Origin of the sequence: Comamonas trifloxystrobinivorans (assembly GCF_043359985.1) — a bacterium.
Classification (GTDB): domain Bacteria; phylum Pseudomonadota; class Gammaproteobacteria; order Burkholderiales; family Burkholderiaceae_C; genus Comamonas; species Comamonas trifloxystrobinivorans.
In genome coordinates this window covers 125,878-146,644 of sequence record NZ_JBHZGV010000001.1, presented here as the reverse complement: position 1 = coordinate 146,644, position 20,767 = coordinate 125,878, and the positions used below count along the sequence as shown (strand labels likewise).

Genomic DNA, 20,767 nt, shown 5'->3' with positions numbered 1-20,767 from the left:
TCAATATTTGAAACTCAGTTCATGGTTTGTCTTGGTTAACCCGGAAGATGGCGCAATGACAACGCACAAATTGCTGCATGCCGACGATGTCGAGAGGGTTCGGCAGGACGATCCCTTTTTTGCCGGCACCTTGGCCAAGGGCCTGCTGATATTGCAGTGCTTCGTGGCAGATCCGCGCCCGCACGCCAACAGCGAATTGGCAGCCAAACTGGGCATTCCCAGGCCCACGGTATCGCGCTTGTGCCGAAGCCTGCACACCATGGGTTACCTGGACCACGACGAGCGCCTGGACCGTTATTTCATCGGGCCGGCCGCCGTGGCCTTGGGCTACCCCTATGTCATCCAGACGCCGTTGCTGGGCCAGCTGCGCATGCCCATGCAGGCACTGGCCGACAAAATCGAAGGAGCGGTTTCAGTTGGCGTTGCTTCAGATCTGGACGTGGTGTACGTCGAAACCTGTGCTTTTTTGGATGGTACTTTGCGCCGCCCAGGTGTTGGTGCTACGCGGGGTGTGATGGAAACAGCCATGGGGCGGGCCTACCTTACGCAGCTGAGCAAACCGGCGCAACAAAACCTTATCTCTCGGGTACGGGCGCAGCGGCCCGAGGAATACGCGCATTGCCTGGCAAGCGTGCGAGAAAATCAGGCCAATGCCAAGCAGCGCGGTTTTGCCATCAACCTGGGCGATGCGGGCATGGGCGTGTTGGCGGTAGGTGTGGCATCCAAGATCATGTATGGCTCGCGCAATCTGCTCTTCAATTGTGCTGTCCCCGGCATCAAGAACAGCGAGAGGGATTTGCTCACCAAAATTGGCCCGGCGCTGCGGCAACTGGTGGAGGCGGCAGACCGGTTGCGTGGCAACCGGTATTGAGCCTGCGCACAGTGCTACAGCTATCGGGCGGAGATTCTGCGGTATCAACGATCCACCGCCCACTGTATACCGCCCAGAAAAGGCTCCATTGGAGCCCTCAATAGGTCTTCAGGCTGGCTTTCGTGTGCCGCTTAAGTCGGTTCCACCCCCGCATCCTTGAGCAGCTGCTTCCAGATGGGCAGCTCGCGCTTCCAGTCAGCCTGGTATTTTTGCGGGGTGTCTTCGGTGAGGGGTACAAAGCCGGCCATCAGCACGCGGGCGTTGACTTCGCGGGTTTGCAGGGCTTTGCGGATTTCGGCGCCCAGCTGGTCTACCACGGCGGCGGGCGTGGCGCCGGTGGCGGCTACGCCCAGCCAGCCCGATATGGTGAAGGCGTCTTGTTTGTGGCCCAGTTCGGCAAAGGTGGGGATGTCGGGCAGGGCGGGCACGCGGTTGAGGCCGGTGAAGGCGATGGCGCGCAGCTTGCCGCTGTCGATGTGCTGTTTGAGCGAGAGGATGCTGCCAATGCCGATCATCAGCTGGCCGCCCACCAGGTCTTGCACCATGGGCGCTTCGCCTTTGTAGGCGATGTGGGTCATGTCGGCGTTGGTGATTTTGCTCAGGCTGGCCACCACCAGATGGCCTTGCGAGCCGATGCCGTAGCTGCCGTAGCTGAGCTGGCCTTTGTTGGCTTGGGCATAGGCCATCAGCTCGGCCAGGTTTTTGGCGGGCAGTTTGCTGTTGATGACCAGGACGATGGGCGCCCAGCAGATGCGCGATACGGGCACCAGATCTTTCTGTGGCTCGTACGGCAGTTTTTTGAACATGAACTGGTTCGACAGCATGGTGCTGGTGGTGCCCAGGGTGAGCGTGTGGCCGTCGGCAGCGGCTTTGGCAACCGCGTCGCACGCCAGCAGGCCGCCTGCGCCGGGGCGGTTGTCGACGATGGCGGGTTGGCCCAGTTGTGCGCCGAGTTTGTCGCACACGCTGCGCGCCAGGACGTCGGTTGCGCCACCGGCTGCAAAGGGCACGATCACGCGCACAGGTTTGGTGGGGAAGGCGGCTTTCTCGCCAGCGGCAAAGGCCAAAGTGCTGCTGCCTGCGGCGCTGGCAGCAGCGGTGGCGGCAGCCAGACGCAAAAGGCTGCGGCGGTTGAGGGCGGTGGTGGTGCCAGATACGGTCTTCAAAAGTGTCTCCTCGTTGCTCGTTGTCGGGAAAGGGGAGGCGCTGGGGTGAGGGTGTCCGCCGCTGCTTCGGCCAGTACAAATCGCCAGGGGCCAGCAGCCAGTGTAGGCACTCGCTGGCGGGATGGCGAGTCAGACAAGCGCTACCGGGGGTAAGTCCGGAGGAAGGTCGCATGCCCGCCGCGCTGACCCAGGGCGTGCGGTGCCTCGCAAAACAAAAGGCTCCCGAGGGAGCCTGGGAGCCTTTTGCTGGTGGCGACTGCAGCCGCTTTATGGGGCGGGCGCCTGGTCGGTGATGAAGCCGATTTTCTTCATGTTGCTGCGCTGGGCGGCGGCCATGGCCTGGGCCACTTTTTCGTAGAGCACGTCGCGTGCGCCGCGAATGTGCAGCTCGGGCTGGGGCTCTTTGATGGCTTCGGCTTGCAGCTTTTGCTCCAGCTCGGCATCGCTGATGGCCTGGCCGTTCCAGTTGTAGCTGCCGTCCGACAGGATGGCCAGCTGGATGGTTTGTGGCTTGGTCTCTTCGGGCACGTTTTCTGCGCGGGGCAGGTCTACGTTGACCGAGTGTTTCATCACCGGCACGGTGATGATGAAGATGATGAGCAGCACCAGCATGACGTCGACCAGCGGCGTCATGTTGATTTCGTTCATCACCTCATCGGCGTCGTCTTGGGTTCCGAAGGCCATGTTCAGGCCCCTTTCTTCAGCGGTGTTACCACGGCGCTGCTCTTGTCACCTTCCACTTGCAGGCGGGCGCCGGTCACGAACAGGGCGTGCAAGTCGTTGGCAAAGCTGTTGAGGCGGCTGAGCACCGATTTGTTGCCGCGCACCAAGGCGTTGTAGCCCAGCACGGCGGGAATGGCAACGGCCAGGCCCAGTGCGGTCATGATCAGCGCTTCGCCGATGGGGCCGGCCACTTTGTCGATGGACGATTGGCCCGACAGACCGATCGCAACCAGCGCGTGGTAGATGCCCCAAACCGTACCAAACAGGCCGATGAAAGGAGCGGTAGAGCCCACCGATGCCAGCACGGCCAGGCCCGATTGGGCGCGGGCGGTGAACTCGTCAATCCCGTTGCGCAGGCAGCGCGTCACCCAGTCGCTGATGTCGAGCGAGTCGTGCAGGTGGTCGGCGGTTTTGCGGTGGTGGGCCGTGGCTTCGCGGCCTTCCAGCGCCAGTTGGCGGAAGGGGTTGTCGGTTTGCTTACCCAGCTTGTCGAGGCCGGCAGCAAAATCTGCGCTGTGCCAGAAGTCTTGCGCGTGGCGGGCGTACTTTTTGAAGCGCATCACATCGAGCGCCTTGATGATGATGACGATCCACGAGGCCAGCGACATGGCGATCAAAATCAGCGCCACCGCCTTGGTCACGAAGTCTCCCTGGGCCCAGACGTGGGCGATGCCGAATTGCGAGTCCATAACGTTTCCTGTTTGCGAAATTTTTAATTGAGTTCCCACTTCATCGGCACATTCACCCACATGGGTTGAGGCGTGCCGTTGGAGGTGCCGGGCTTGAAGCGCCATTTGCGAATGCCGTCGAGCGCTGCCTGGTCCAGACGGTCATAGCCGCTGGATTTGCGCAGCTGAATCTCGAGCACCTTGCCTTCTTCGTCGATGTGCACGCGCACGATGCTGGTGCCAGTTTCGCCCATGCGCTTGCTGATGGCGGGGTACGAAGGCAGCGGATTGCTCAGGTACGCGGCATTCACATCAGGCAGGCGGATCACCGGCTGGGCAGGCGGCGCGGGGGGCGCTGGCGGCGGAGACGGTGGTGTAGGCGGCGCTGGTGGCGTGGGCGCCTCAATCGGTGGCGCGGGCGGCTGGGCCTCGGTGGTGCCGGTGACCGCGTTGGGCGCGGGCGTCGGGTCCTTGATGGCTTGCGGCTTGGGCACCGGTTTGGGCGCTGGCTTGGGTTTGGGCTGTGGCTTGGGCGCTGGCGCGGGTGGCGGCGGCTTGGGAGTAGGCGGGGGCGGTGGAGCGACCACGGGCATGGGCTCGGGGGCGATCAGCTGCACCATCACCGGATCGGGCTTGGGCAACTCGGTGGCCACGCTTTTGAGCAAACCCGCTTGCAGGGCCCAGAGCCCGGCAACGTGTGCGGCCAGCACCGATCCTGCGACCACGATGTTGCGCCCCGTCTTGTTGGGGGAGCGGTTGGGGTCTGAGGAAGGCATAGGACAATAAAAAATGCTGCGGGCCAACTGCCGCAGCACGGCAAGTCATGGGCGGATTATTTCTGAAAAACCCACCAGATGGAGGCAGCAACCAAGATCAGGCTACCGAAGACAGCGGCGAGGAGTTCCATGCTTTGCTTTCCGTGATGGCTTTGGCAAGCTGGACCGGCTGTGCTGCTGCCTCATTGCGCAAGGCGGCGACCGGACGAGACGCGCTGCATTGTTCGACCACATCGCGGGCGCAGCCTTCGCAGCATCCGCATTGCAGTCCAACACCCAGTTCAAACTGGATTTCATCAAACGACATGCCTGCATGCGCATGGCGTGCAATCTCTCGATCCGAGACCCGACGGCAAACACAAACGATCATGGTGCGATGAACAGCGTAGTGGCTGGCTAGTGAAGAAATATGACGTGATTATAAATAAGAATCCGTCGCATTCTCAGTATTCACCTGAAGTCGATAGGGATGCTGGGGATTGGCCATGGGCAAAATCAATCGGCGGATGCTGAAACCTGCTCCAAGGTCTTTGTAGGTATGCGATGGGTGCTATCGATTGATGAGTGCGCTTTTCTATAAAACACCTCTGTAGTCGCCATAGCGCTGTCGCCCAGGTGCGGAACGAGCTTAGCGCGGCCCGTCAAAAATCAGCGCAGGGTTGATGTCGGCCAAGGTTTTGCAGCCGGTCAGCGCCATGGCAGCCTCGAACTCGTCGCGCAGCAGGCGCAGCACATGGGCCACGCCAGCGGCGCCGGCGGTGGCCAGGCCGTAGATCAACGGGCGCCCCACCAGCACGGCCGATGCACCCAAGGCCATGGCTTTGAGCACATCGGTGCCACGGCGAATACCGCCATCCACCAGCACGGGCACGGCGCCGTTTACCGCAGTCACTATGCCGGGCAGCAGCTGCGCGGTGGCGGGCATGGTGTCCAGCGTGCGGCCGCCATGGTTGCTGCAGATGATGGCGCTGGCGCCCGCAGCCACGGCTTGCTGCGCGTCGAGCGGGTGGGCGATGCCTTTGAGGATGATGGGCAGTTGGGTTTTGCTTTGCAGCCAGGCAATGTCGTCCCAGGTGGGTGCGTGGCGCAGCAGGTCGTCAAACAGTGGGCTGTCAGCGGGTGTCAGCTCTACCGGGCTTACCTTGGGCAGGCCGTTCAGGTTGACGGCGCGGATATGGGTGGGGCGCTTGAACTGCGCGTGGCGCTCGCGGTCACGCACGCCGCTGACCGGGGCATCCACCGTGACGACGATGGCTTGGTAGCCTGCAGCCTCCAGCCGCTGCAGCAGCTCGGCGTTGAAGCCGCGGTCGTGCTGCAGATACAGCTGGTACCAGAGCGGGCCGTGGGCTGCGTCCTGAAAGTAGCTTTGCGCAATGGCATCAATGGGCAGGCTGGCCTGCGTGGCTACCACCATGCCCGCGCCCATGGCGGCGCAGGCGTAGGCCATGCCGATTTCGCCCGATTCCTGCGCCATGCATTGGAAAGCCATGGGGGCGGCGAGTATCGGGTGCGCCAAGGCTTGGCCTAGCAGCTGGGTGCGGGTGTGGCCGTGTGCCAGCGGGCGCAGCACGCGTGGCGCCAGCCTGATGTTTTGCCAGGCGCTGGCGTTGGCACGCAGGGTGATCTCATCGGCCGCGCCACCGCTGAAGTAGGCCCAGGCGTTATCGTCCATGCGCTCGCGGGCGTGGCGCTCATAGTCGGCCAGGTTGATGGTGCCGGGCGGAATGGGCAATAAGGTGGGCGTGGGGAGTTGCATGGACAATCCGGTAGTGCTGGCGAGTGCTGCGTAATGGCTGGGGAGGCCTACACATCTGCCCATAACCGCAACAGGTTATGGTAAGTGCCGGTGAGGCCGACGATGGCCGGGTCGGTTTCACCCACTTGGCTGCGCAGGCGCATCAGGTGCTGGTCCATGTCGTAGAGCAGGCGGCGTTGCTCGTCGCTGCGCACCATGCTCTGGATCCAGAAAAAACTGGCCAGGCGCTCGCCGCGTGTGACAGGCTCCACGCGGTGGATGGAGGTGCCGGGGTAGAGCACCGCATCGCCCGCGTTCAGCTTGACGCGCTGCGTGCCAAAGGTGTCTTCCACCACCAGTTCTCCACCTTCGTATTCGTCTGGCGCACTGAGAAAGACGGTGCAAGACACATCGGTGCGCACGCGGCCTTTGCCGTCGGGCAAAAAGCGCACGGCTGAGTCGACGTGATTGCCGTAGGTGTTGGCGTCGCCCGCGTAGCGATTGAACATGGGCGGCGAGATGGTTTTGGGCAGTGCCGCTGAGAAGAATTGCGGGCTGCGCTCCAGCCCTTGCAGTACCAACTGGCGCAGAGTTTGCGCGACAGGGCTGGCTTCGGGCAGCTGGGCATTGCGTTTGACTTGTGCCGCCTGCGGGCCGGCGGAGCGCTGGCCTGCCTGCCAGGGCGCACCCACCAGTTGTTGCCTGGCTTGCCGAACCTCGTCTGCAGAGAGTAGTTGGTGGATGTGGAGCAGCATGGCAGCTTTCGTCAAATGCTTGTTTATATACCGAACGATGGCAGCAAAAGACACAGGCCGTGTCTGTGCACGGCCTGTGTTTGTAGTGGCGCAATCGCCCGATGGGTGCTTTGCTTAGAAGCGGTACTTCACCGTTGCGCGGATGTTGCGTGCTTCACCCAGCGTCACGAAGCCGGGGTAGAGCTGGTCGCCATACGAGCGGTTGAAGGCGTTGTTGATGTTCAGCTTGGCCGAGATATTGTCGGTGAACTGGTATTCGGCCATCAGGTCCACAGCCACATAGCCAGGGGCGCGAGCGGTTGCCGAAGCAGCGCCCGTGGTGCCGCTGACAGGGCGGTTTTCGCTCATGCCGCGCACGCCACCGGCCACACGCAGCTTGGGCGTGGCTTGGTAGCCCAGCCAGACGCTGCCCGAGTGCTTGGGCGTGAGGCCCACGCGCTGGCCCACGGTGTTGGCTGCAGCGCTGCCGGTCTTGTCGATCTTGGCGGTAGGAATGTAGGTGTACGAAGCATACACATCCCACTGTGGCGTGATGCGGCCGACCACGTCAAACTCCAGGCCTTGGGCGTGGCGCTTGCCGTTGAGCAGGTAGGCGTCGCCGGCAAAGTCGGCGTCGGTCGTGCGCTCGTTGTACTTTTCCGTGCGGAACAGGGCAGCACGGGTGGACAGCTTGCCATCCAGCCAATCGAGCTTGGCGCCGATTTCGAAGTTGCGGCTCTTTTCCGGATCGGTGTTGGCAGTTTGCTGGCTGGTGTACTTGTAGGTGTCAGCCGATGAGTTGAACGAGGTGCTGTAGGCCACGTGGAACGAAGCAAAGTCGTTCGGCTGGTACAGCAGGCCCAGGCGTTGGCTGAACAGGCTGTTGTAGCGCAGCTCAGACGATTCGTTGCCGGTCAGCACGCCCGAGGTGTACACGTCGCGGTTCTGGTTGGACGATACGCGGTCCCAGCGCAGGCCGCCCAGCAGCTTCCAGCCAGGGCTGAACTCGACCAGGTCTTGCACATAGGCACCCATGGAGTGCGCGCTGTACTTCTGGTCAAAGCGGTAGCTCGGGGTGAGCGCGGTTTCGCCTACCGAGTCGGGTTCGCCGATGGTGGTCTGGCCTTTGTTGTAGTTGGTGCCGGGCTGGCCCTTGGCAGCCCAGAAGGTGGCCATTTCGCGGCTGAAATCCACACCCATCTGCAGCTCGTGCTTCATACCACCCCAGTTGGCCTTGGTGCTGTAGTCAGACTGCAGGTACAGGCCTTTGTGGCGGTCTTTGCGCGGGCTCAGGCCCGAGAGGTTCAAGATGGTGTTGTCACCGATGTTGGCCCAGGTGGTGGGCGCGCCGTTGGTGGTGCCGAACGATGCGGTGGTGCCCCATTGCGAGCGGTCGAACACGCCGGCGCGGGCCTGGGTTTTCCATTCGGAGCCGTCGTCAAAGCGGTGGATCCACGAGGCGTTGGCATACGAGGCCTCGCCCTTGAGGTAGTCGCTGTCGGTGCCGTAGTAGTTCTTGGGGTTGAGATGAGGGACCGAACCTTGCAGGTAACGGATGTTGCTCATCGGGTTGTTGTCGCTGTTCAGGTAGAAGGCGCCCACGCTGAACTCATCGCGCGTACCGATGCCCCAGCTGTACGTGGGTGCAATGCCGTATTTGTCGATTTCGGCGCCGTGGTTGTCACCCTTGGTGCGCATCAGGTTCAGGCGGAAAGCAGCGTCTTCGCCCATGGTCTTGTTCAGATCGGCCGTGGTGCGCAGCACGTTGTCGGTGCCGTAGGTGCCTTCCACTTCGTACTGGTCGATCAGCAGAGGCTTTTTGTTGACCTGGTTGACCACGCCGCCGGTGGAGCCGCGGCCAAACAGCAGCGAGGCCGAGCCACGCAGCACTTCGATACGGTCGTAGTTGAAGGTGTCGCGGTCGTACTGCGAAGGGTCCTTCATGCCGTCAATCATCAAATCGCCCACGGTCGCCACAGGAAAGCCGCGAATGCGAATGTCCTGGTCGGTACCGTTTTCGGTAGCGGCAAAGGTCACGCCCGAGGTGTAGTGCAGCGCCTGCTTCAAGGTGTCGAGCTTGGCGTCGTCGATCATCTTCTCGGTCAGCACGGTCAGCGACTGGGGAATGTCGCGAATGTCTTGCGTGCTGCGGCCGATGCTGGATTTCTTGGTCTGGATCGTGTCCTTGCTCTGTACTTCGGCTCTGTCCTTGATCGTCACCGTGCCCAGCGTGGCTTCTGCGCCAGCCGATGCTGCGGCAGCCGGTGCTGCGCCAGGAGCAGGCTGGGTTTGGGCCCAGCTGCTGACCGAGGCGGCCAGCATCAGTGCGCCCAAGGGCAGCACGGCCTTGTCGGCCATGGAGGAGGTGTGCGCTGCAGCAGAGCTTGCAGGCAGGTTGGCCTGCTGCGCACGCTGGCGTTGTTGGCGTTTCTTGGACAAGTTTTTACTCCTGACGGGGAAGTGTTGTGAATCTCTGAAACAGCAATGCCAGCGAGGCTCACAGGCGCTGGCATTGCAGTAAATATGGCTGGGCAAAGGCGAAAAGGGCGAAGGCTTTGGTGCCAGGGCTGGCGCAAAACCTCCGCGCTTGTCTTCACTCGCTAGGGGTGTAATGCTACGCCAAATGAGTCTGATTCTTATTTAAATCATTGCTAAAAAGCAACAGAATCTTTAAATTTCTACACAAATGTGACTGGCGCGGTAGCCGTTTCGCGTGGTTTGTGCGCATGAATGCGCTTGGGCTCCTTGGTCGCTGGCCTGCAGCACCAGCCTTTGCCCGGGCACGGCGTGGTGGCGTGTGGGCATAAAAAAACCAGCATGCGCAGATGCTGGTTTATTTGGGGCTGGCTGCGCTGGGCGCCAGCTGTAAGCGCGTTGGGCTTACTTGACGTGCTTGCCGATCAGGCCAGCCATTTCGAACATCGAAACTTGGGGCTTGCCGAACACTTTCTTGAGCTTGTCGTCGGCGTTGATCATGCGCTTGTTCTTGGCGTCTTGCAGGTTGTGGGCCTTGATGTAGACCCACAGCTTGCTGATGATCTCGGTGCGAGGCAGGGGAGCAGTGCCCACCACGGCGCCCAGCTCGGCGCTGGGGGTCAGGGGCTTCATGAAGGCAGCGTTAGGGGTGCGCTTCTTGGCGGGTGCCGCGGTCTTGGATGCAGTTGCCATGTGTAGGTTTCCTTGTGTCAATGTACTTGTCGCCAGCCAGAGCGTCCCTCCGCTGGTTCCAGCCATGCTAATCGCAAAAAAAGGGCTTTCCAAGGGAGCGCAGCGTTTTTTTGCCTCGAAATGTTGCGTGATTTATGCCGGCTGACTTTTGTTGATGGATCAAAGCTATGGCTGCCTGGGCCCTGACGATTGATTTCTATAAAAAATTCGCCATTTTTCAGCCCTGAGCCACGGTCATGGCGCTGTAGGACTGGCTGCGCCGCAATGTAGGCGCTAGCGTCAGAAAAAATACACATCTTCCAGAGAGATGTACTCAGTGGCGCTTGCCCAATTTCACTCTGCCAGGGGCGGGCAGCGTGGCCAGCACCAGGCTGGAGACCGCAATGCCAAAGGCCAGCAGTTGCAGGCCGGTGAGCGATTCACCCAGAAAAACCACGCCCACCAGGGCGGCAGATACGGGCAGCATCACAGTAAACACAGCGCTTTGCGAGGCGGGCACCAGTTGCAGGCCGGTCATCCACAGCCAGACGGTGACCACGCAGGCAGCCAGCGCGTAGGCCAGCAGCAGTCCCCAGGTGGGCAGGCTGATGGCGCCAAAGTCAAAACCAAACGCCAGGTAAAGGCCAAAAGGCGTGGTCAGTGCAAAGCCCCAGAGGTTGATGAGCGCGGCTATGCGCTTGGGGCTGAGGCTGCCAGTGAGCTTTTTGCCAATGACGGCGTAGCTCGCTTCGCAGAACACCGCGCCAATCAGCAGCAGCTGGCCTATCCAGCTGTGTTTGCTGGCTGCGGCGCCGTCTTCAGCGCCATGCGAGGGCTTGGCAAACGCAAACAAAGCGATGCCGATCACCGCCAAGCCAATGGCGCACAGCACGCGGCCGCTGATGCGCTCTTTCAATACCAGCCAGCTCAGCAGTGCAATGGCTGCGGGAATGGCGGCCATGGTGACGCTGGCGGCCACCGCGCCCGTCATGGAGACGCCGGTGATCATGCAGATGGTGAAGAGAAAGTTGCCGAAGAACGATTCAAAAAACAGCAACACACGGGCCTTGCCGTTGAGTGGCGCCTCATTGGGCGGGCGGCGCAGCCAGCCGAGCATGGCCACTACGCCGATGCCAAAGCGGATCCAGGCCAGCAGCAACACCGGGAAAGCCGCCGCCAGCGGTTTGGAGAAAGCCACATAAGCACCCACCAAGGCCATGCTCAGGGCCAGGTAGGCGTAGGCCAGCGGTTTGCTGGTGATGTTCATACGGTATCGGGAGAGAAAAGAGGGCAGGGCAGGTGGCGTATTGCAGGCAGGCAAACAGGGCTGAGGGCAGCCGCTGTCATCAGGCCGCCACGCGCAGCGCCAATCATGCCGCAAGCATCCAGTGCTGCGTGGTAGCGCACAAGACGCGCAGCCTGGCGCCGATGGCAAAAAAGCAACGCGGGGGCTGAAAAAACGGCTTGCTGAACAGGCCAAAGGGCCGAAAAATGCTGCACAGCAACATGAATTTTCAGCAGTGAAAATGCTGTTTCGCAATATGAAATTGGCAAATGTTGCATTGCGCAAAAATTTCTCAATATGAGAAATTGATTTCCGTATAGCAAAATGCAATATGCATCTTATTGATTTTACAGGTTTAAATTTTAGTCTTATATAAGACATAAGACGAAAAATGCCGCAGCGACCGGCTTACAGTAAAGCCATGGATTCGCCCAGCGATCCACCGGTTTTTCAGCAACTTCCAGCCACTTCACTTTGTAGATAGGAGCCCCCCATGTCTCAGAAACTGAACCAACAGCTCAGCCGCGAACAGCAAATTGCCGCCCTCGAAAAGGACTGGGCACAAAACCCTCGCTGGAAGGGCGTCAAGCGCGGTTACAGCGCTGCTGACGTGGTGCGTCTGCGCGGCAGCCTGCAGCCCGAGTACACCTTGGCCCAGCGCGGTGCCGATGTGCTGTGGGAAAAGATCAACGGCGGCGCCAAGAAGGGCTATGTGAACGCATTCGGCGCCATCTCTGCGGGCCAGGCCATGCAGCAGGCCAAGGCCGGTCTGGAAGCGGTGTACCTGTCGGGCTGGCAAGTGGCCGCCGACGGCAACACCTCGGAAACCATGTACCCCGACCAGTCGCTGTACGCCTACGACTCGGTGCCCACCATGGTGCGCCGCATCAACAACACCTTCAAGCGCGCTGACGAAATCCAGTGGGGCAAAGGCGTGAACCCTGGCGACAAAGAGTTCATCGACTACTTCCTGCCCATCGTGGCCGATGCTGAAGCCGGTTTTGGCGGCGTGCTGAACGCTTTCGAGCTGATGAAGAACATGATCCAGGCCGGCGCTGCTGGCGTGCACTTTGAAGACCAGCTCGCTGCCGTCAAAAAGTGCGGTCACATGGGCGGCAAGGTGCTGGTGCCTACACGTGAAGCTTGCGAAAAGCTGATCGCTGCCCGCTTTGCGGCCGACGTGATGGGCGTGCCCACCATCGTGCTGGCCCGCACCGACGCGGAAGCCGCCAACCTGATCACCAGCAACCACGACGAAAACGACATTCCTTTCCTGACCGGCGAGCGCACCCAAGAGGGCTTCTACCGTGTCAAGAACGGTCTGGAGCAATCGATCAGCCGTGGCGTGGCCTACGCTCCTTACGCCGACCTGGTGTGGTGCGAAACCGGTGTGCCCGATATCGGCTTTGCCCGCGAGTTTGCGCAAGCCGTGCACGCTGCCTGCCCTGGCAAGCTGCTGTCGTACAACTGCTCGCCTTCGTTCAACTGGAAGAAGAACCTCAACGACAGCCAGATCGCCTCGTTCCAGGAAGACCTGTCGGCCCTGGGTTACAAGTTCCAGTTCATCACGCTGGCCGGTATCCACAGCAACTGGTACAACACCTTCAAGTTCGCCCACGAATACGCTCGCGGCGAAGGCATGAAGCACTACGTGGAAATGATCCAGGAGCCAGAATTTGCCGCTCGCGACAAGGGCTACACCTTTGTCTCGCACCAGCAAGAAGTGGGCGCCGGTTACTTCGACGACGTGACCACCGTGATCCAAGGCGGCAGCTCCAGCGTGAAGGCGCTGACCGGCTCCACCGAAGAAGAGCAGTTCCACTGAGCTGCTGAGGTCTGACAAAAGCTGGGGGCCCTGGTCCTCCCCCAGCTGGCAAATGCAAACAAGGGTTTGAAACGGCAGTCCGCAAGACTGCCGTTTTTTATATTTGGCGGAGCTGGGTTGCGGCAAAAGCGACCGTGGCATTGCGCTGCAGCACGGCGGCGCTCGGCGCGTGGGCATGGCCGGCAGAGATAATGGCCGCTTTCCCTCTTTCCCTCTTTCCCTCTTTCCCGCTTTATGAGCCCTGCCATGTCCGACACCGCCGCCCAACCCGCTTGCGTCTCTGCTCCCGTCTCCGTGATTCACTGGCCTGCCAAAACCATGGTCAACCCGGTCATCGGCAAGCCCAGCCGTCCTATCAGCGGCAACACCGAGTACCAGACCATGAACATGTTCGAAGGCCTGGGCGGCAAACTCAGCTCGGGCACCTGGCAATCCACGGCGGGCCAGTTTCGCTCCAACATCGTGGGCTATGTGGAGTTCTGCTTCATCGTCGAGGGTTCCTGCCGCGTGGTCGACCCCGACGGCACGGTGCATGCATTTGGCGTGGGCGAGCATTTCATCCTGCCCGAGGGCTGGACCGGCCACTGGGAAGTGGATAAGTTTGTGAAGAAGGTCTATGTGATAGCCGAGGCTTGAGGGAAAGCGCTGAGCGGGCAGATCACATTCCGGAATTTGGCTGTTTGGCGTTCAAACAGCGCCCCTTAGAAGAGGGTCTATGTTCCGGATCGCGCCTTCAATGGTCATATGGCCACTCTCAATACGAAGACTCTGTGCCAAGCATGGAGGATGAGTTCGTCACCCTGTTGGTATCCCACGAAAATGGGGAATAAAAAAACCAGCCGCTCTTTCGAGGGGCTGGTTTTGCCTTGCTTAGCGGCGGCGCATCGGTGGGCGGGGCGCTCCGCCCGCACGGGGCTCCAGGTGGCGGAAAGTGATGCGGCCTTTGGTCAGGTCGTAAGGTGACATCTCTACCGTCACGTTGTCGCCGGCGATGATTTTGATGCGGTGCTTGCGCATCTTGCCGCCGGTATAGGCGATCAGGCCGTGGCCGTTTTCCAGTACCACTTTGTAGCGTGCATCGGGCAGGATTTCTTCAATCTTGCCCTTCATTTCGATCAGATCTTCTTTGCTCAAACGAGACTCCGGTTGTTGTCTGTGCCGCCTGGCAGCAAGGCTGCCAATGCCTGGGTGCAGACTTTGGATCGGGCTTGCCGGCCGGCTCTGGCGCAGGCTTGCTCGATGAAAACCAGACTCGCGCCTTCCTTGCGGGGTGTTGCGTGGGCACGCGGGCTGGTGTGTGAGGGGGATAAGGCTTGCCAGTGAGTGCTCTGCTTGCCACCGCTTGCGGTGCCCGGGCCCCAGAAATCGACCAGCGCTACCTGCACTGCCTTGCTCTGTGCACCGGGGATCGAGCCAGCACTGGTTGGGCTGGCGACGGGGAAACCGGTGGTTTTTGCAGCAAGGTGTGAAGGGCGAGTTTCTGAATACATGGGTGACCGGCAGTGCAATGCTTGCGCTGCCGGTTGCGGGCAAAGGGGGTAAAAGTGGTGAGTGACTGAGCCCTGAGACTGGCCGAGCAAAAAAAATCGGCTGGGATCGGTCAAAGTGGCTGGGGGCAGCACGAATGCTGGTTTCTCCCCCTGGGCTGGCTTGGCAAGCCGGTATAAACCCGGGGCAGAGTCTACCAGCTATCGCCCAAAGCGCCTAATCGCGTGCGCGGCTCGGCAGGCTGTGGCGGCGCAATGCCTGTTGCTCCCGCTGCAGCGCAAGCGTTGTTGCACTTGGTTGCGTAACGGCTGTCGCTTCACAGGTTCTGCCTATTGATCGGCGCCGGTCCTTGCTTTTATTATTTTTACGTCGGCAGGCTCTGCCAACCAGCCGGCTAGGAGGTGCTACTGTGACAACCCGTCATTCCACGAGGGAAGGCGAGTTAGACAAAAGAGCGAGGGACCAGCTGCGCGACGAAGGTGCCACGCTTTTGCTGAGGCAGTACGATGAAAAATCGGAACCCAGTGCTCGCCTGAAGACCATCGACCAACTGCTTAGCAGCAGTTCTGCGCTGCCCGAGAGCGACCACGCACGCAGCCCGCCAGAGGCTGCCCAATAGTGCGCAGGTTTGCGGCCAATCCGTGTGAGCAGCAGGTGCTTGGCTGAGGCGCGCAACATGGCATTGCGCCACCAGGTCGCTACATCTGCGCGCCGCTACTTCAAGCCCAAACGCCCCAATTTCTTGATCAACCCGACGCGGGAGATGCCCAGGCGGCGGGCGGCTTCGGATTGGTTGCCGTTGGCGGCGGCCATGGCTTCGCGCAGCATGCGGGTTTCCAGCTCTTGCATGGCTGCGTCCAATGCACCCAGGCCGTCTGCGCTGGCGGCCGGCAAGTCGCTTGCGTCGCTGGTGTCTGGTGTGGCTTCGGGCAAGTGCGTGGTGTCGCCGTTGGCAAAGCGCAGCAGCTCGGCGTCAACCAGGTCGCTGCCGGGCATGATCAGCGCGCCCGCTGATTCCACCACCGCTCGCAGCTGGCGCACATTGCCGGGCCAGTCGCGCGATTGCAGCCACTGCATTGCGTCGGCGCTCAGGCGCGCTTGCGGGGCGATGTTGCGCAAAAAGCGGGTTGCCAGCACCGGTACATCGGCAGCGCGCTCGGCCAGCGCGGGCGTGCGCAGCACCATGCCTTTCAAGCGGTAGAACAGGTCTTCGCGAAAGCTGCCGGCCTGCACCATGGCTTCCAGATCGCGGTGCGTGGCGGCCAGCACGCGCACATCGGCCCGGCGCAGTTCGCGGCCGCCCACTGGCATGAAGCTGCCTTCTTGCAAAAAGCGCAACAGCTTGACCTGCATGGGCGCGGGCATTTCGCCCACTTCGTCCAAAAACAGCGTGCCGCCGTGTGCGGTTTCCAGCAGGCCGGGCTGGTCGCGGTGCGCGCCGGTGAAGCTGCCTTTGAGGTGGCCGAACAGCTCGCTCTCCAGCAGCTCGGCCGACAGCGCACCGCAGTGGATGACGGCAAACGGCCCTTCGCGGCGCGGGCTGCATTGGCGCAGGGCGCGGGCTACCAGCTCTTTGCCAGTGCCGGTAGGGCCCAGCACCAGCAGGTTGACCGATGTGGCGCCCACGCGCTGCACCAGGGCGCGCAGTTGCTGCATGGGCGCAGTCTGGCCGATCAAGCCCATTTCGGCGGGCTCGTTGTCCTGCTGCGCGCTGCGCAAGGCGCGCAATTGCTCGTCGAGCTTGGCCTTGTGCATGGCGCGGTGCAGCACCATGCGCAGCACATCGGGGTCGATGGGTTTGGTCAGAAAATCCCAGACGCCGCGCTCCACGGCTTGCAGCGCTATCTCGCGCTCGCCGTGGCCGCTGAGCACCACCACCACTGCCTGCGCAAACTGCGGAATCAGCGACAGACCGGCCTGCGGGTCCATGCTGGGCGGCATGGTCAGATCCAGCAACACCACATGCGGGCGGTCTTCGGCAAAGGCTTGCAAGGCGCTGTCCACGTCGCCCGCTACCGATACGCGGTAGCCCAGCTGGCGCAGAAAGTTGGCGCTCAGGCGCTGGTAGGCGGGTTCGTCGTCTACCAGCAGCACGTGGCCGGAGGCGGGGGCGGAGGCAGAAGTTGCAAAGCTCATACAGGCAGGGCTGGCGCACTGGGCGCAGCCGGAAAACGGAGGGTGAAACAGGTGCGCCAAGGCGCGCGTTCGGCCACGCTGGCGCTGCCGCCGTGCGCGGCCATGATGCGCGCCACAATCGCCAGCCCCAGGCCGGTGCCGCCGGGGCTGCGCGATGCAAAGGGCTCGAACAGGCGTTCGCGCAAATCAGCGGGGATGCCCGGGCCGTCGTCGCAGACATGCACCAGCACGGCGTCGGGCAGTTGCTCGGTGTCGACCAGCACACGGCGTTGGCCGGCGGCGGTGCAAGCGTTGGAGAGCAGGTTGCCCAGCGCCTGGTCAAAGCGCGCAGCGTCCAGCGTTACCGCCAGCGGTTGCGCCAGTTGTTCGCCCAGTTCCACCTCGGGCCGGTGGCGCACCAGGGCCTGGATGCGGGCGTGGATGTCGGTGTTGCTGGGTGCAATTTGCCAGGGTTTGGCGTAATCGAGCAAATCGGCCGTCAGGTGCGAGATGCGGGCAATCTGCTCGCCCACTTCTTGCCGGGTTTCGCTGGGCGCCATGGCTACGGCCATGGCAATGATGTTGAGCGGGTTGCGTACGTCGTGGGCCACGGCGGCGGCGATGGAGCCGAGCTCGGCCAGGCGCGCTTGCAGTTGGCGCTCGCGCTCGCGTTGCTGGGCCAGCTCAGCCAGCTCTACCTGGGCGGCAGCGTCGGCCAGCGCATCGCCAAACAGTGCGGCGAGGTGGCGCTGGCCTGGGGGAGCTTCTTCAAAAGCGATCAGTTCGGTGTGCCAGCGGTTGGCTTGCTGGCTGGCTTCTGCCAAGGGCAGTTTGCTGCACCGCAGGCCAGGTGTGCTGCTTGGGGCAGAGCCATCGCCGGGCGGCAGGGCTGCATCGGCCAGCACCTGCACTTGCACAGCCGTGCCCATGCGCGCCGACAGCAATTGTGTGGCAATGCCAGCCAGTGCGGGCAGCGATTCTGCCTGGCCCATGGCGTTGCGCCATTGGCGCAGATCCTCGGCAGACGGCGTGCCGCCCGGATAGACCAGGCGCGAAGCCACGCGCCACACCGGGCCGCTCAAGGTCAGGCAGGTGGCGGCCACCACCACCGCGTTGAGCCATTTGGAATCGACCGGCAAGAGCACGGTCAGCGATACCGCCGCCAGCCCGAGCAGAATCAGCAGCGCCGATGCCACCGCGCGCCGCGCCCAGACGTTGACGACGAACACGCGATAACGCAGCACGCCATAGACCAGCAGCAGCGGAAACAGCGGCATGGTCAGCACCGACCACGGGTACAGCTCAATCCCCAGCGCGGCAAAACCAAAGCCTGATATGGCCAGCAAGCCCCAGGCGCAGGACACGGCAATCGACGCAAACTGCTTGCGCCGCAGCGGCGAGGGCGCGTGCAGCCAGCCCCATGCCAGGGTGAGCAATCCCGCTGACGCCAAAATGCCCCAGGCCGTGCTGTGCGCCCAGCCCACCGCATTGGGCACCACCACCCATTGGAAGCCGGTGAACGGCGGAAAGTGGACGAAATCGCCCGGCGAGCGAACCACCGACAGCAGCGCCACCAGCGCCGCCAAAACGTAAGCCGCCTGGATGTAGCGTTTGCTCAGCGGGGCGCCGCAAAAGATCACGCAAAAGTGGAAGAACGCCGCCGAGGTAAAGGTGAGCGACGACAGCAGCGCCATGGCCAACGGCACGCTGCCCAGGCCGGCCCAGTTGGGCAGCTCGTTGCCCACGATCCAGGTGGCCACGCCCAGCAAAAACACCACCAGCAGCCGCGCGCCGGCCACTTGCTTGGCCCACAGCAACAGAACGCCACTGAGCGCCAGGATTTCGAACAAGGTTAGCAACAAGGCCAGGTGGATGAGCATGGCAGGACTGTAAACGGCGTTGACGCATTGGGCAAACAGCCTGTATCCGCTGTTAACAGGTAAAAGAAAAAATTCAACAAAATCAATGGTCTGAAGAGTGGCATGGAAGCTGCACTGTACTTGCCATGAACACCGCACACCCATCCCTCAGCACCACCGGCCAGCCGCAAGCCCTGGATATTGCGGCGCTGCTCGGCCCAGCCGCCTGGCAAAAGCTGTCACCCGCCATCCGCCGCCGCTTTGCCAGCCACCACGCGCCTGTTTGCTACGCCGGCCAGATGGAGCTGCGTGCATCGGCACTCGGCCGGGTGTTTGCCTGCTTTGCGCAACTGCTGGGCAGCCCCTTGGCGGGTCGCCGCGCTGGCTTGGTGCCGACCCAAGTGCAGGTATATGGCGACGAGCAAGGCGGCGTGGTCTGGCAGCGCCAGCTGGGCACGCCCGGCGGCGCAGGCAGCCAGCTGGTGCGCTCTACCAAGCGCCTGGGCCCGAGCGGCCGGCTGGAGGAGTGCACCGACGGCGGTTTGTCGATGGACTTGGATGTGTGCGTGGAGAGCGGCGCCCTGGTGTTCTACAGCCGCCGCTACTTCTGCCTGCTGGGCCGCTGGCGCTTGCCGGTGCCGGCCTTGTTGACGCCGGGCGTGTGCCGCGTTGAGCACCGCGACGTAGCGCCCGGCCAGTTCCGCTTCACCATGACCATGCAGCACCCGCTGTGGGGCCAGACCTTCCACCAGAGCGGTATTTTTTTGGATCCCGAGGAGAGCTGAGATGACTTTGCTGTTTGTTTTGCTGACCGTGCAATCGCTGCTGGGCGCGTTTGACAATTTCTGGCACCACGAGCTGGAGGCGCGTTTGCCCCAGCGCACATCGGCCCGCTACGAGCTGCGCTTGCATGCAGCACGTGAAGCCATTTACGGCTTGCTGTTCGCCAGCTTTGCCTGGTTGCAGTGGAGCGGCTGGTGGGTGTTGCTGCCAGCGGGTTTGTTGCTGGCAGAGATGTTTATCACGATTGCCGATTTTCTGGAGGAAGACCGCAGCCGCAAGCTGCCGCCGCTGGAGCGTGCCTTGCACACGGTATTGGCGGTGAGCTATGGCCTGCTGGTGGGGCTGGCCGGGCCGCTGTTCTGGCAAGCTGCACAGGGCGAGCCCGGCGTGGTGATCGTTACGCATGGTTGGTGGACGCCGGTGTTCAGCGTGGCTTCGGTCTGTGTGTTGGCTTGGAGCCTGCGCAATGTCTTGGCCGTGCGCCAACTGTCGGCGGCCAGCTTGGCTGAACCTTTGCCAGAGGCACGTGGCGCCGTGTTGCAAGGCTTGGGCCAGGCAACGGTTTTGGTGACCGGCGGCACCGGTTTTGTGGGCCAGGCCCTGGTGCGCCGCTTGCTGCGTGAAGGGCGCCGCGTGGTAGTGCTGAGCCGCGACCCGCTGCAGGCCCGTGCTGGCCTGGGCGCTGGCGTGTGGGTGGTGGACCGCTTGGACGATATTCCCAGCGAAACCCGCATCGACGCGGTGGTGAACCTGGCAGGCGCTGGCATTCTGGGCGCGCCCTGGACGGCAGCGCGGCGCCAGGTTTTGCTGCAAAGCCGCTTGCAGATTGCCGAGCAAGTGCATGGTCTGCTGCAGCGCTTGCAGCACAAGCCCGAAGTGCTGGTGGCTGCATCGGCTGTGGGCTATTACGGCGTGCCCGGCCATGCTGCGCCGCTGGACGAAAGTGCCGCGCCCGAGCCAGGCCGCTTCCAGTCCGAGCTGTGCCAGCAGATCGAAGCCGCCGCCTTGCGCAACCGCGCTTTCGGTGTGCGCGTGGTCTGCCTGCGCCCAGGCATTGTGCTGGGCCGTGGCGATGGCGCTTTCCCCAAGCTGGCGTTTGCGGCGCGCATGGGCCTTGGCACCATTCTGGGCGGCGGCCAGCAGCCCATGCCTTGGATCCATGTCGACGATGCCGTGGGCCTGATCTGCCACGCCATCGCCGAGCCCGCACTGCAAGGCCCACTGAACGCCGTGGCGCCGCAAGCTGTCAGCCAGGCGCAGTTCACACGCGCCCTGTCTGCCGCAGTGCGGCGCCCGCAGTGGCTGAGCGTGCCCGGTTGGCCGCTGCGTTTGGCTTTGGGTGAGATGTCGGAGCTGCTGCTGTGTGGCCAGAACGTGGTGCCAGCCCAGGCCTTGCGCAGCGGCTACCGGTTCCGCTACGCGGGCTTGGTTGGGGCATTAGCCCATTTGACGGCTGAGCCTGCCGTGCCAGCCATGAGCACACAGCAGCTCGGAGAGCGCATGCAGTAAATGCTGAAAACTGCGGAGCATAAAAAACTGCCAGTGCTTGGTGCCAAGCGCTGGCAGCTTTGTTTGGGGCTTCACGCCTCAGC

19 protein-coding genes are annotated in these 20,767 nt (G+C 62.4%); 6 read left to right on the top strand and 13 right to left on the bottom strand.

Going from position 1 to position 20,767, the window contains the following annotated elements:
- Nucleotides 1-55 precede the first annotated feature (55 nt).
- Nucleotides 56-871, top strand: a complete 816-nt coding sequence (locus ACFIQF_RS00625; RefSeq protein WP_393939190.1) for an IclR family transcriptional regulator — start codon at nucleotides 56-58, stop codon at nucleotides 869-871.
- 131 nt (nucleotides 872-1,002) lie between these two features.
- On the opposite strand, the gene ACFIQF_RS00620 is transcribed toward ACFIQF_RS00625, so the two are convergent.
- From ACFIQF_RS00620 to ACFIQF_RS00575, 10 genes are all read right to left on the bottom strand, one after another.
- On the bottom strand, nucleotides 1,003-2,037 hold the full coding sequence (locus tag ACFIQF_RS00620; RefSeq protein ID WP_393939188.1) for a Bug family tripartite tricarboxylate transporter substrate binding protein: 1,035 nt from the start codon (nucleotides 2,035-2,037) through the stop codon (nucleotides 1,003-1,005).
- Nucleotides 2,038-2,304: 267 nt separating this feature from the next.
- Nucleotides 2,305-2,721 (bottom strand): ExbD/TolR family protein, encoded by a 417-nt coding sequence (locus tag ACFIQF_RS00615; RefSeq protein ID WP_393939186.1) that lies wholly within the window; start codon nucleotides 2,719-2,721, stop codon nucleotides 2,305-2,307.
- A 2-nt stretch (nucleotides 2,722-2,723) separates the two neighbouring features.
- Nucleotides 2,724-3,449: a MotA/TolQ/ExbB proton channel family protein gene (locus tag ACFIQF_RS00610; protein ID WP_393939184.1), complete on the bottom strand. Its 726-nt coding sequence runs from the start codon at nucleotides 3,447-3,449 to the stop codon at nucleotides 2,724-2,726.
- Nucleotides 3,450-3,472: 23 nt separating this feature from the next.
- Entirely contained in the window at nucleotides 3,473-4,204 is a 732-nt protein-coding gene (locus ACFIQF_RS00605) for an energy transducer TonB (RefSeq protein WP_393939183.1), read from the bottom strand.
- A 97-nt stretch (nucleotides 4,205-4,301) separates the two neighbouring features.
- Nucleotides 4,302-4,574, bottom strand: a complete 273-nt coding sequence (locus ACFIQF_RS00600; RefSeq protein WP_393939182.1) for a (2Fe-2S)-binding protein — start codon at nucleotides 4,572-4,574, stop codon at nucleotides 4,302-4,304.
- Between the two features lie 258 nt (nucleotides 4,575-4,832).
- A complete protein-coding gene (locus ACFIQF_RS00595; RefSeq protein WP_393939180.1) occupies nucleotides 4,833-5,960 on the bottom strand; it encodes an alpha-hydroxy acid oxidase in 1,128 nt (375 codons plus the stop codon).
- Nucleotides 5,961-6,007: 47 nt separating this feature from the next.
- Entirely contained in the window at nucleotides 6,008-6,694 is a 687-nt protein-coding gene (locus ACFIQF_RS00590) for a Fe2+-dependent dioxygenase (protein ID WP_393939178.1), read from the bottom strand.
- A 114-nt stretch (nucleotides 6,695-6,808) separates the two neighbouring features.
- Complete coding sequence (locus ACFIQF_RS00585) at nucleotides 6,809-9,112, bottom strand: TonB-dependent receptor (protein ID WP_393939176.1); 2,304 nt, start codon at nucleotides 9,110-9,112, stop codon at nucleotides 6,809-6,811.
- Between the two features lie 441 nt (nucleotides 9,113-9,553).
- Nucleotides 9,554-9,841, bottom strand: coding sequence for an SWIB/MDM2 domain-containing protein (locus ACFIQF_RS00580; RefSeq protein WP_393939174.1), 288 nt, complete (start codon nucleotides 9,839-9,841; stop codon nucleotides 9,554-9,556).
- A 313-nt stretch (nucleotides 9,842-10,154) separates the two neighbouring features.
- Entirely contained in the window at nucleotides 10,155-11,087 is a 933-nt protein-coding gene (locus ACFIQF_RS00575) for a DMT family transporter (protein WP_393939173.1), read from the bottom strand.
- A gap of 121 nt (nucleotides 11,088-11,208) precedes the next feature.
- On the opposite strand from ACFIQF_RS00575, the gene ACFIQF_RS00570 reads away from it, so the two are divergent.
- The 3 genes from ACFIQF_RS00570 to ACFIQF_RS00560 all read left to right on the top strand — a co-directional run bounded on the left by ACFIQF_RS00570 (nucleotide 11,209) and on the right by ACFIQF_RS00560 (nucleotide 13,566).
- Complete coding sequence (locus ACFIQF_RS00570; protein WP_393939171.1) at nucleotides 11,209-11,406, top strand: hypothetical protein; 198 nt, start codon at nucleotides 11,209-11,211, stop codon at nucleotides 11,404-11,406.
- A 192-nt stretch (nucleotides 11,407-11,598) separates the two neighbouring features.
- Nucleotides 11,599-12,930, top strand: a complete 1,332-nt coding sequence (gene aceA, locus ACFIQF_RS00565; protein WP_393939169.1) for an isocitrate lyase — start codon at nucleotides 11,599-11,601, stop codon at nucleotides 12,928-12,930.
- A 318-nt stretch (nucleotides 12,931-13,248) separates the two neighbouring features.
- Nucleotides 13,249-13,566: a cupin domain-containing protein gene (locus ACFIQF_RS00560; RefSeq protein ID WP_393939508.1), complete on the top strand. Its 318-nt coding sequence runs from the start codon at nucleotides 13,249-13,251 to the stop codon at nucleotides 13,564-13,566.
- A gap of 234 nt (nucleotides 13,567-13,800) precedes the next feature.
- On the opposite strand, the gene infA is transcribed toward ACFIQF_RS00560, so the two are convergent.
- The 3 genes from infA to ACFIQF_RS00545 form a co-directional block, all read right to left on the bottom strand.
- A complete protein-coding gene (gene infA, locus ACFIQF_RS00555) occupies nucleotides 13,801-14,064 on the bottom strand; it encodes a translation initiation factor IF-1 (RefSeq protein WP_393939168.1) in 264 nt (87 codons plus the stop codon).
- Between the two features lie 1,068 nt (nucleotides 14,065-15,132).
- The gene (locus ACFIQF_RS00550; protein ID WP_393939166.1) at nucleotides 15,133-16,554 is read right to left on the bottom strand and encodes a sigma-54-dependent transcriptional regulator; all 1,422 of its coding nucleotides are present in this window, start codon (nucleotides 16,552-16,554) and stop codon (nucleotides 15,133-15,135) included.
- Nucleotides 16,551-18,413 (bottom strand): ATP-binding protein, encoded by a 1,863-nt coding sequence (locus tag ACFIQF_RS00545; protein ID WP_393939164.1) that lies wholly within the window; start codon nucleotides 18,411-18,413, stop codon nucleotides 16,551-16,553. The genes ACFIQF_RS00550 and ACFIQF_RS00545 overlap by 4 nt, the downstream gene beginning before the upstream one ends.
- A gap of 125 nt (nucleotides 18,414-18,538) precedes the next feature.
- On the opposite strand from ACFIQF_RS00545, the gene ACFIQF_RS00540 reads away from it, so the two are divergent.
- Together ACFIQF_RS00540 and ACFIQF_RS00535 are read left to right on the top strand one after the other, a co-directional pair.
- Nucleotides 18,539-19,177 carry a DUF4166 domain-containing protein gene (locus ACFIQF_RS00540; RefSeq protein ID WP_393939162.1) on the top strand — a complete coding sequence of 213 codons (639 nt, stop codon included), beginning with the start codon at nucleotides 18,539-18,541 and terminating at the stop codon, nucleotides 19,175-19,177.
- 1 nt (nucleotide 19,178) lies between these two features.
- Nucleotides 19,179-20,684 carry a TIGR01777 family oxidoreductase gene (locus tag ACFIQF_RS00535; RefSeq protein WP_393939160.1) on the top strand — a complete coding sequence of 502 codons (1,506 nt, stop codon included), beginning with the start codon at nucleotides 19,179-19,181 and terminating at the stop codon, nucleotides 20,682-20,684.
- The last annotated feature ends 83 nt before the right edge of the window (nucleotides 20,685-20,767 follow it).